Source organism: Sandarakinorhabdus sp. (assembly GCF_040398645.1).
Lineage (GTDB): Bacteria > Pseudomonadota > Alphaproteobacteria > Sphingomonadales > Sphingomonadaceae > Sandarakinorhabdus.
This window is the reverse complement of record NZ_JBBATR010000053.1, coordinates 1-9,388: the sequence shown is the minus strand read 5'-3', so window position 1 is coordinate 9,388 and position 9,388 is coordinate 1. Positions and strand designations below refer to the sequence as shown.

General features: G+C 66.0%; 10 protein-coding genes and 3 pseudogenes. 9 read left to right on the top strand and 4 right to left on the bottom strand.

The genetic code is table 11. From position 1 onward, the window contains the following. The coding region (locus tag ABWP50_RS10895) for a hypothetical protein (protein ID WP_353218009.1) at positions 1-239 on the bottom strand (239 nt) is incomplete at its 3' end. 306 nt (positions 240-545) lie between these two features. Between ABWP50_RS10895 and ABWP50_RS13620 the strand changes: the two are divergent. After that, positions 546-1,013 (top strand): annotated as a pseudogene (locus ABWP50_RS13620) (trypsin-like serine protease); the annotation flags it as partial. Positions 1,014-1,502: 489 nt separating this feature from the next. Further along, a pseudogene (locus ABWP50_RS13615) lies at positions 1,503-1,607 on the top strand (PEPxxWA-CTERM sorting domain-containing protein); the annotation flags it as partial. 65 nt (positions 1,608-1,672) lie between these two features. Here the strand turns inward: ABWP50_RS13615 and ABWP50_RS10885 are convergent. Continuing rightward, entirely contained in the window at positions 1,673-2,404 is a 732-nt protein-coding gene (locus ABWP50_RS10885; RefSeq protein WP_353218007.1) for an HAD-IB family phosphatase, read from the bottom strand. A gap of 29 nt (positions 2,405-2,433) precedes the next feature. Here ABWP50_RS10885 and ABWP50_RS10880 point away from each other — a divergent pair, with 29 nt between their 5' ends. The 7 genes from ABWP50_RS10880 (at position 2,434) to ABWP50_RS10850 (ending at position 8,980) form a co-directional block, all read left to right on the top strand. Then, on the top strand, positions 2,434-3,612 hold the full coding sequence (locus tag ABWP50_RS10880) for an ABC transporter permease (protein WP_353218006.1): 1,179 nt from the start codon (positions 2,434-2,436) through the stop codon (positions 3,610-3,612). Positions 3,613-3,632: 20 nt separating this feature from the next. Beyond that, the gene (locus tag ABWP50_RS10875) at positions 3,633-4,436 is read left to right on the top strand and encodes an ABC transporter ATP-binding protein (protein ID WP_353218005.1); all 804 of its coding nucleotides are present in this window, start codon (positions 3,633-3,635) and stop codon (positions 4,434-4,436) included. Further along, the gene (locus ABWP50_RS10870) at positions 4,436-5,395 is read left to right on the top strand and encodes an MlaD family protein (protein ID WP_353218004.1); all 960 of its coding nucleotides are present in this window, start codon (positions 4,436-4,438) and stop codon (positions 5,393-5,395) included. The genes ABWP50_RS10875 and ABWP50_RS10870 overlap by 1 nt, the downstream gene beginning before the upstream one ends. Next, complete coding sequence (locus tag ABWP50_RS10865; RefSeq protein ID WP_353218003.1) at positions 5,392-5,988, top strand: ABC-type transport auxiliary lipoprotein family protein; 597 nt, start codon at positions 5,392-5,394, stop codon at positions 5,986-5,988. Before ABWP50_RS10870 ends, ABWP50_RS10865 begins: the two co-directional genes overlap by 4 nt. An 81-nt stretch (positions 5,989-6,069) precedes the next feature. Continuing rightward, positions 6,070-7,005, top strand: coding sequence for an alpha/beta hydrolase (locus ABWP50_RS10860; RefSeq protein WP_353218002.1), 936 nt, complete (start codon positions 6,070-6,072; stop codon positions 7,003-7,005). Continuing rightward, positions 7,002-7,499, top strand: a complete 498-nt coding sequence (locus tag ABWP50_RS10855; protein WP_353218001.1) for an RNA pyrophosphohydrolase — start codon at positions 7,002-7,004, stop codon at positions 7,497-7,499. The genes ABWP50_RS10860 and ABWP50_RS10855 overlap by 4 nt, the downstream gene beginning before the upstream one ends. Beyond that, positions 7,496-8,980: a CehA/McbA family metallohydrolase gene (locus tag ABWP50_RS10850; protein ID WP_353218000.1), complete on the top strand. Its 1,485-nt coding sequence runs from the start codon at positions 7,496-7,498 to the stop codon at positions 8,978-8,980. The genes ABWP50_RS10855 and ABWP50_RS10850 overlap by 4 nt, the downstream gene beginning before the upstream one ends. 36 nt (positions 8,981-9,016) lie before the next feature. Here ABWP50_RS10850 and ABWP50_RS10845 read toward each other — a convergent pair whose 3' ends face one another. Further along, the gene (locus tag ABWP50_RS10845) at positions 9,017-9,163 is read right to left on the bottom strand and encodes a ribbon-helix-helix domain-containing protein (protein WP_353218015.1); all 147 of its coding nucleotides are present in this window, start codon (positions 9,161-9,163) and stop codon (positions 9,017-9,019) included. A gap of 46 nt (positions 9,164-9,209) precedes the next feature. After that, positions 9,210-9,388: pseudogene (locus ABWP50_RS10840) on the bottom strand (sulfur carrier protein ThiS); the annotation flags it as partial.

Here is a 9,388-nt window from a genome sequence, read left to right as displayed (position 1 = left end):
AGCTGGAATATTATTACGCCGGCGGCATCCTGCCCTACGTGCTGCGCAAATTGGCGGCTTGAGCGCAGCTGATCCAGCGGACGGCGCGTGCTGCCTGCCGCACAGCGTGGCTGGGAATTGGCGATGCTTTGCGGGCATTTGCTCTGCTGCGCCTGCTGCGATGGCAGGCTGGCCTGCACACCTGCAGCAATTTGCCCCGCGCGCCGGTCGTCATTAAAAAGTTTTGTACTTGTAACCATAATGAAACATGAATAACTTCCGCACGCGTCGTGTTGCAAAAGGGGGTAAAATTTCACATAGTTAACAAATCCTATATCGCTATATTGCTGGCCGTCACTGCAGCCGCACCAGCAGCCGCGCTGGATCGCAGCGTCATCCAGGCCGCCAATCTGCCAGCCGCCGAAAATCCGATCACCCGCAGCATCGTGCGCAGCGGCAACACCGTGACCGGCACCTCGGACGGCCTGACCTGGACGGCGGCCAATCGCATTGTTGGCGTCACGCCAACTGCGGATGCGTCGCCCGCCGGGCCGCTTCCGAACCCGATGTTGCCCGCCGGCCCCGGCAATCGTCCCAATCCGCCCGCCAACAATGTCGGCGGCGGCGACGTGATCTACAAGCCGAGCGCCAGTAAGAGCGGCGTTGTCGCGCTGATCATGCAAACGCCGGATGGCGCGTTCATCTGCTCCGGCTCGCTGCTGAATGGCGGCCGGCACATTGCCACGGCTGCACACTGCGTTGCCGGCAGCGATGGGTTGCGCAATGCCACCAGCACCACGGCCTATTTCTTCAACGGCAATTCTGACCAGCGCACGCCGTTTGGCCCTGGCGTTGCAATCGACGTGAGTCACTATTTCATCAATCCGGGCTACACCGGTGAAGTGATCGATCAGAATGATATCGCCGTCCTGCGTCTCGGCGCGCTCGCGCCAATGCAGTTTGAACGCTACAGCCTGTTCACGCCCACCAGCCTGACCGGTACCGGCGTCAACGTTGCCGGCTATGGCACACGGTCGATCTCGGGCGGTACGCTGGGCACCGGTGCCGGTGCTGGCGCGGGCACCGGTTACCTGCGTGAAGGCGATAATATTTTCGACTACGCGTTTGGCAATTCCTTGTTCCAGGGCTTCTTCACCACGCGTGACGTTGGCGGGGCTTTCGATGGCCAAAACTTCTTCGGCTTCGCTGAAGTTGAAAAAAGCTACATCAGCGATTTCGACAATGGCGTGCGCGCAGTAAGCCAATCGCGCCGCTTGGCGAACGCGTTGGGCCTGGGCCCGATCGGGAACGCCAATTTCGACAACAGTGGCGTGGGCGCCCGTGAAATCGGCATTGCCGGCGGCGATTCTGGCGGCCCCGGCTTCGTGAACGGCAAGCTGGCGTCGATCAACAGCTATGGCCTGACCTTTGGCCTTGGCGATGTAACACCGGGCTTGGACAATTCGTTCGGCGAGCTTTCTGGTTATGTGCCTGTGTATATCCACAAGAACTTCATCGTTTCCTCGCAGCTCGCCGCCATTCCGGAGCCGAGCAGCTGGGCCATGCTGATCGCTGGTTTCGGCCTCGTGGGCGCCAGCCTGCGCCGCCGCCGCAGCGTGGCCGCTTGAATCAAATAAACTGAATGACGATCTGCCGCGCGAGGTGCCCTTAATCGGGGACCTCGCGCGGTTTTTCATGCGCGCTCCAGCAGGCTGCTGCGAATCCGGCCCCAGTGCACCGCCGGCCAGCCGCGCGCAGCTGCAATCGCGCGCAGCTGCGACGACGGATTGGCACACATCACCCTGCCGCCGCTGGCCAGCGCCAGTTCAAAACACGGCAAATCGCTGTGATGGTCGCTGGTGAAATGCACCACGGCGCCCGGCACTGCATTGTTCGCCAGCCAGCGGCGCAGCGCCGCCGCCTTGGCCGCGCCATAGCAATTGTCCCCCTCCAGCCCCGGCAGCACACAATCACCGTCGCGCCGCGCCTGCGTGGCCACGACATGCTGCACCCCCAGCCGCGCCGCGATGGCGCGCACATAAAATGCATGGCTGGCCGATGCGATCACCACGCTGCGCCCGGCCAGCACATCGGCGGCGATGGCAGCCCGCGCTGGCGCCAGCGCGTGCGCCGCCACAAAGCCATCGGCAAACGCATCCGCCGCCGCCGCCAGCTGCGCCGCCGGCACGCGCGGGCCGATCAGCCAGCGGTGCGACCAGCTTTTCATCTGGCCGCGTGTGCGCCAGCCCAGCGTGTGCGCCAACCCGCCAATCGCCACCATCGGCAGCAGCAGCGCCCGCCACGGTGCCTGCCGCAGCACCCAGAACCGCAGGAACGGCACCCAGCTGCCGCTGTCGGTCAAGGTGCGATCAAGATCATAAACCGCAACTTCGCTGCGCGCGGCGGACAAAGGGACACTTGGCATTTGCCGGCATATAGCCCAGTTTGCGCGCGATGGTTACCACCAAGCCTTGGGATGTGCACTGGTCGAACGGCACGTCTTCGGGTGGCGCCGCCGAACCATCTGTCGCTCCCCTCGGCTCCGCCGAACCGTCGGTAACAGTCTCCGGCCGCTTGACGCTGGATGCCATCATGCCGCTGGACGAAGCGCTCAGGGTGCAGCCGCCCGCCGGGCCGGCGCTGGCCATCGATCTGAGCGGCGTGACCGGCATCGATACCGCCGGCGCCTGGGCCATCGCCGGCCTGATGCAACGCTGGCAGGGCGCCGGCATACCGGCGCGGCTGATCGGGGCATCCCCCGATGTTGCAAGCCTGGTCGGCGCGCTGGCCAATGCGCCGCTGCTCACCAAGCGCCGGAAGCGCGGCCAATCCGTGATCGACCGGCTGGAACGCATCGGCCGATCGGTGACGGCACAGGCCAGCAACACCGCCGATTTTGTCGCCTTTCTGGGCCAGGTGCTGGTGGTTTTGGGCCTGACGCTGATCGGCCGGCGCCCGCTGCGCGGCCATGCTGTCATTCACCAAGCCGAAGCCATCGGCGTCAACGCGCTGGGCATCGTCGGCCTGCTGTTGTTTCTGGTCGGGCTGGTGGTGGCGCAGCAAGGCGCGGTGCAATTGCGCCAGTTCGGCGCCGAAGTCTTCACCGTCAACCTGATCGGCCGCTCCACCAGCCGCGAACTGGGCATCTTGCTGGCCGCGATCATGGTGGCGGGCCGATCCGGATCGGCGTTCGCAGCACAGATCGGATCGATGAAGCTGAATCAGGAAATCGATGCGCTGCGCACCATCGGCCTTGATCCCATCGAAGTGTTGGTGATCCCGCGCGTGATTGCCTGCTCGCTGATGATGCTGGGCCTGGCCTTTTACGGCATTCTGTGCGCGCTGGTGGCGGGCGGATTGTTTGTGTGGCTGCAACTGGATATGCCACCCGGAACCTATGTGCAGCGCCTGCAGGAAGTCACCCCACTGTCGGATTTCGTCATCGGTATGGTCAAGGCGCCGGTGTTTGGCTTCATCATCGCCCTGATGGGCTGTTTTCACGGCTTCAATGTCACCGGCAATGCCGAATCGGTGGGCGCACGCACCACCCAGGCCGTGGTGGAATCGATTTTCGTGGTGATCGTGTTCGATGCCCTGTTCGCCTTTTTCTTCAGCTCGCTGGGCTATAACTGATGGCCGATGCGCAGCCCCATTTGAGCCCGACGCTGCCGGACGGCGCCGATGTCGCGCTGCGCGTGCGCGGGCTGGTCACCGGCTTTGGCGACCGGCTGGTGCATGATGGCCTCAATCTCGATGTGGCGCGCGGCGAGATTCTGGGCCTGGTTGGCGGATCGGGCAGCGGCAAATCCGTGCTGATGCGCACCATCATCGGGCTGCAGCCGGCGCGCGCCGGGCAGATCAGCATCTTTGGCCGCGATGCGCTTGATCCTGATCCCGCCGCGCAGCGTGCCTTGCGCCGGCAATGGGGCGTGTTGTTCCAGGAAGGCGCGCTGTTTTCGGGCCTCAGCGTGGCGGACAATATCGAAGTGCCGATGCGCGAATATCTCGATCTGCCGGGCAGCGTGCTGGCTGGCCTGGCGGCGGCGCGGCTGCGGCTGGTCGGGCTACCCGATGATGCCGGCGCAAAATTCCCGTCCGAACTGTCGGGCGGCATGAAGAAACGCGCTGGGCTGGCGCGCGCGCTGGCGCTGGACCCGCCGCTGCTGTTCCTGGATGAACCAACCGCCGGGCTGGACCCGATTTCGGCCGCCGGCTTTGACGGTTTGATAAAATTACTCAAGGAAACCTTGGGTTTGACGCTGTTTCTGATTACCCACGATCTCGATACGCTGCATGCGATTTGTGACCGGGTGGCCGTGCTGGGCGAAGGCCGCGTGCTGGCCTGCGGCACCATCGAACAGCTGCGGGCGTTTGATCATCCGTGGGTTCAGGAGTATTTTGCCGGTGCGCGCGGCCGCGCCGCCGATGCCAGCATCCCAGCCATGAGTGCAGCCTGATGGAAAAACGCAGCAATTTCGTGATTGTGGGTGCCATCGCGCTGGCCATGGCGCTGGGCATTGTCGTGATGGTGGTGTGGCTGTCACGCTATTCGGGCAGTGATCATCAGAAATTCGATGTGTTTTTCGGCCAATCGGTGAACGGGCTGGCAGTGGGATCGCCTGTGGTGTTCAACGGCGTGCCAGTGGGCAAGGTGACCGAAATCCGCATTCCGCTGGAATCGCCGCAATTGGTGCGGGTGCGCATCGAAGTCAGCCCGGATCTGCCGGTTTTGAAAGGCACCACGGCGGCTGTCGAAGGCGTCGGCTTTACGGGCGTGTCGCAAATCCAGCTGCGCGGTGTGATGCAGGGCGCGGATCCGATCACGAAATTGGGCCGCTACGGCGTGCCGGAGATCCCGCCGCGCGGCGGCGGCCTTGGCGAACTGCTCAACACCGCGCCGGAAATCGTCGCCAATGTCGCCAAGCTGACCGATCGGCTGAATGATGTGCTGCGCGATGAAAACCGTGCGGCCTTGAACGGCCTGCTCAAAAATCTGGATGCCACCACGGCGGCGCTGGCCAGAAGCACACCTGATCTGGCCGCCGCCCTGACCGAAGCACGTGCCACCATGGCAGCGGCCACCGCCGCGTTGCAACGGGTGGATGCACTGGCCGCATCGGGACAGGCCGTGGTGGACAGTGATATTCGCCCACTCGCCGCCGATCTGCGCCGCGCCGCCGCCAGTGCGCAGGCAACCATGGCCCGCGTCGATGCCATCGCCGCCAGCGCGCAGCCCGGTATCGACACATTGTCGAACCAGACCATGCCGGAAGTGACCAACTTGATCCGCGAACTGCGCGAAACCACGGCAAGGCTGGGCGCGATCGCGGCCAAGCTGGATGAAGACCCGGCCGGCGCCCTGCTCGGCGGGCGCAAGCTGCCCGATTATCAGCCTCCAAAGGAGGAGCCCGAATGATCCGCCCGCTGCTGTTGCTTTTGGTTTGCGGCCTCGCCGCGTGCGGCCCACTGGTGCAGGTGGGCGGCAATGCGCCGCCGCCGGCCGCGCTGCTGGTGCTGCGCAGCGATGCGCCGCCGCCGCAGTGGCAGGGGCCGGCCGCCCTGTCTGACACACTTGGCGTAGCCGTGCCCGATGTGCCGGCCGAGCTGCAAACGCTGCGTCTGCCGGTGCAGATCGATGGCGCCAGCGTGCAATATCTGGCCGGCGCCGCCTGGTCCGAACAGCCGGGCCGCCAGTTTCAGCGCCTGCTCAGCGACCGCCTGGCCGCAGCGGGCGTGCCCGTGCTCGACACGCGCAGCGGCAGTGCCAGCCCGGCGCGCACGCTCACCGGACATTTGCGCGAATTCGGCCTGGATGTGCGCAGCGCCGCTGTCGTGCGCGTGCGCTATGATGCGCAGCTGGCCGGCCCGCGCAGCACGGGCACGGTGGCGCTCAAAAGCTTCGTTGCGCAGGAACCCGTGAGCAGCCAGCAGCCCGCCGCCGTCGCCGCCGCCTTGTCGCGCGCCAGCAACCGCCTGGCCGCTGAAGTGGCGGCGTGGGTGAAGCCATAAGCGCCGCTGCTCCTCCTCTCTGTTAGTTTCGCGCCATCGCAATCAACGTTAGACCATGTGAAAATCTCGGGGAGCCGCCACATGCCTTATGTCCGTCCAGACGTGCAAAACCTGCTTGGCATGATGGCCGCGCAGCCCGGCCCACCTTTGAGCGCGCTGACGCCGCAAGAAGGCCGCGCCATGATGAGCGGCATGACCCAGATGCTGGAACGGCCGCGCGGGGAGATTGCGGCCAGCGATCTGACCATCCCCGGCGATATTAAGGCGCGGCTCTACACGCCGGCCAATGCCGAAGCAGCAGGCCCGGTGCTGGTGTATTTTCACGGCGGCGGCTGGGTGATCGGCGATCTGGATACCCATGATCCGCTCTGCGCCGAAATCGCCCGGCTGCTGGCGATGCGCGTGCTGTCGGTGGATTATCGCATGGCGCCCGAAGCGGCCTTTCCAGCCGCTATCGACGATTGCATGGCGGCCACGCGCTGGGCCGCCAGCTCACCGGCTGAACTGGGCGGCGCTGTCACCGGCGTGATCCCGGCGGGGGACAGTGCCGGCGGCAATCTGGCCGCGGCCGTCACCAACGCGCTGCACGGGCACTTGCCCGTCCCGATCCTGGCGCAATGGCTGATCTATCCGGTCACCGACATGACCGCCGCCGGTGGTTCGATGGCCGAATTTGCCGATGGCTATGTGCTCACCGCCGATGCGATGGCGTGGTTCATCGGCCTGTACATGGCCGGCAGCGAAGACCAGATGCACAGCCCGGCTGCCAGCCCGTTGTTTGCGGGCACGCTGGCCGGCCTGCCGCCCACGCTGGTCAACACCTGCGGCCTCGATCCGCTGCGCGACCAGGGCCGCGCCTACGCCGCCCGCCTGATCGATCATGGCGTGCGCGTCAGCTATCACGAGGCCGCCGGCCAGATCCACGGCTGCTTCACGATGCGGCAGGCCATCCCCAGCGCCCATGACGATCTGCTGGCTTGCGCCGCCGATCTGAAGCTGCTGTTGCAGGGCACATGACCCCATCCTCGATTCCGCGCGAACATCCCTCCGGCCGGCCCTACCGCGACTGCGTCGGGATCATGCTGGTCAATGCGGATGGCCTGGTTTTCACCGGCCAGCGCCTCGATCAGATGGTAGAGGCGTGGCAGATGCCGCAAGGCGGGATCGATCCCGGCGAAACCCCCTACGATACCGCCCTGCGCGAATTGCAGGAAGAAACCGGCATTGATCCGGCGCTGACGTCCTTGCTCGGCGAAACGCCGGACTGGCATTATTATGATCTGCCGAACGAATTGGTCGGCCAGCTCTGGAAAGGCAAATTCGCCGGCCAGCGCCAGAAATGGTTCGCCCTGCGCTTCCACGGCACCGATGCCGATGTGAACATCGCCACGGCGCACCCGGAATTTCGAAACTGGAAATGGAGCGCCATGGACACGCTGGTGGACATGGCCGCACCGTTCAAGCGCGAACTTTATGCAGATGTGATCGGCGTGCTACGGCCGCATTTGTGAGTCCGGGCGCAGCCTCGCGCGCTTTCCTCGCCCTGCTGCTGGGCCTGATGCAGCCCGCCATCGCCGCCGAGCCTGACCTGCGGCTGGGCGGCACCATTACCGGCGCCGATCACCAGCATTTCATCGCCAAGCCCTTCGCCGTGCCCGCCGGCGTCACTGCGATCAGCGTCGATTTCACTTATGATCGCAGCGGCGGCACCGTCATTGATCTCGGCCTGCTTGACGATCAACGCTTCCGCGGCTGGAGCGGCGGCAACAAGGCGCAATTCGTCGTCGGCGACACGGTGGCGACGCCGTCCTACCTCGCCGGCCCGGTCGCCGGCCGCCGCTTCACCCTGCTGATGGGCGTGCCCAATGCCCGGCCGGGCAGCCGCAGCGACTGGCGCGCCGACATAAGCTTCGAGCGCGCCGGCCCGCCCGCCGCTGCCCCGCCCGCCGCCACACCGCTACGCAGCGGCCCCGGCTGGTTTCGCGGCGATCTGCACAGCCACAGCGGCCACAGCGACGGCACCTGCACCAGTGATGCCGGCACGCGCGTGCCCTGCCCTGTCTATCGCAGCGTCGAAGCCGCCGCCCGCGCCGGCCTCGATTTCCTTGCCGTCACCGATCACAACACCGTCTCGCATTTGTCCGAACTGGCCGGCCTGCAACCGGCCTTCTCGCGGCTGCTGCTGATCCCCGGCCAGGAGGTGACGACGTTTCAAGGCCACGCCAATGTGCTGGGCGTGACCGCTCTTGCCGAATTTCGTATCGGCACGCCGCAAATGCCCGATGGCGCCGCCTGGAGCCGGGCCATGGCGAAGCTGGGCGGGGTCATCTCGGTCAATCACCCGGCGCTGCCATCAGGCGCGGCCTGCATGGGCTGCGGCTGGACGCTGCCGGGCACCGATTGGCGCAGCATCACCGCCATCGAGATCGCCAACGGCGGCGCCATGGCCATCACCGGCGGCCGGCTCGACACGCCATTGTCAGGCATCAAGTATTGGGAGAAGCTGCTGAGCGAAGGCCACCGCCTCGCACCAATCGCCGGCAGCGACAATCATGATCCGGCGCTGGCCGCGCCCGATCCCCGCGCCATCGGCTCCGTCGTCACCGCCATCTGGGCCGACGCGCTCTCGACGCCCGCCATCATGGCCGGCCTGCGCAGCGGCCGCGTGTTTGTGGATGCTGACGCCGCTGCGGGGCGCACGCTCGAGCTGTTCGCGCTCACGCCGGCCGGCAAAATCCCCATGGGCGGCACCGCGCGCTTGCCCACCGGCGCGGAGCTTCCGGTCGAGATCGCCCTCACCCGCTGCACGAATTGCACCATCACCCTGATCATCAACGGCACCCCCCAACCACCCCGCACCGTCGCCGGGCCGGACACGCTGCTGGCGATGGACGCCCCCATCACCCGCCCCGGCTGGCTGCGCGCCGAGGTGCGCGATGCGGTCGGGCGGCTGGTGCTGGTCGGCAATGCGATTCATCTGGCGGCGCAGTAGAGTATATCGCGCTGCGCCCGTGGGCTCAGCCGCGCTTCAGCCATGCAGCGCGGCTTTGCGCTGCTTGACGGTGGCAAAGTCGAACCGCTCGGGCTCGCCGCTTTGCTCGCCGTCGATCAGGGCTTGCCGGATGGCATCGACTTCGAACGTTCGCGCTTGCGCGCGGCGGATCAGGTCGCGGATCGCCTCGTACTCATATTATTGGTGCAGTTTGGCGCGCTGCTCGCCCTCAAATCAACCCAGCGAGTGGACTCGACGGGTCAGCGTAACGCCGCTTACCCATGCGCCCGGCCCGGTACGCCAGCCGCCCCGACTCAATCGCCAGCTTCATGGCGCGGGCCATCATGATCGGGTCCTTGGCCTCGGCAATCGCCGTGTTCATCAGCACGCCGGCGCAGCCGAGTTCCA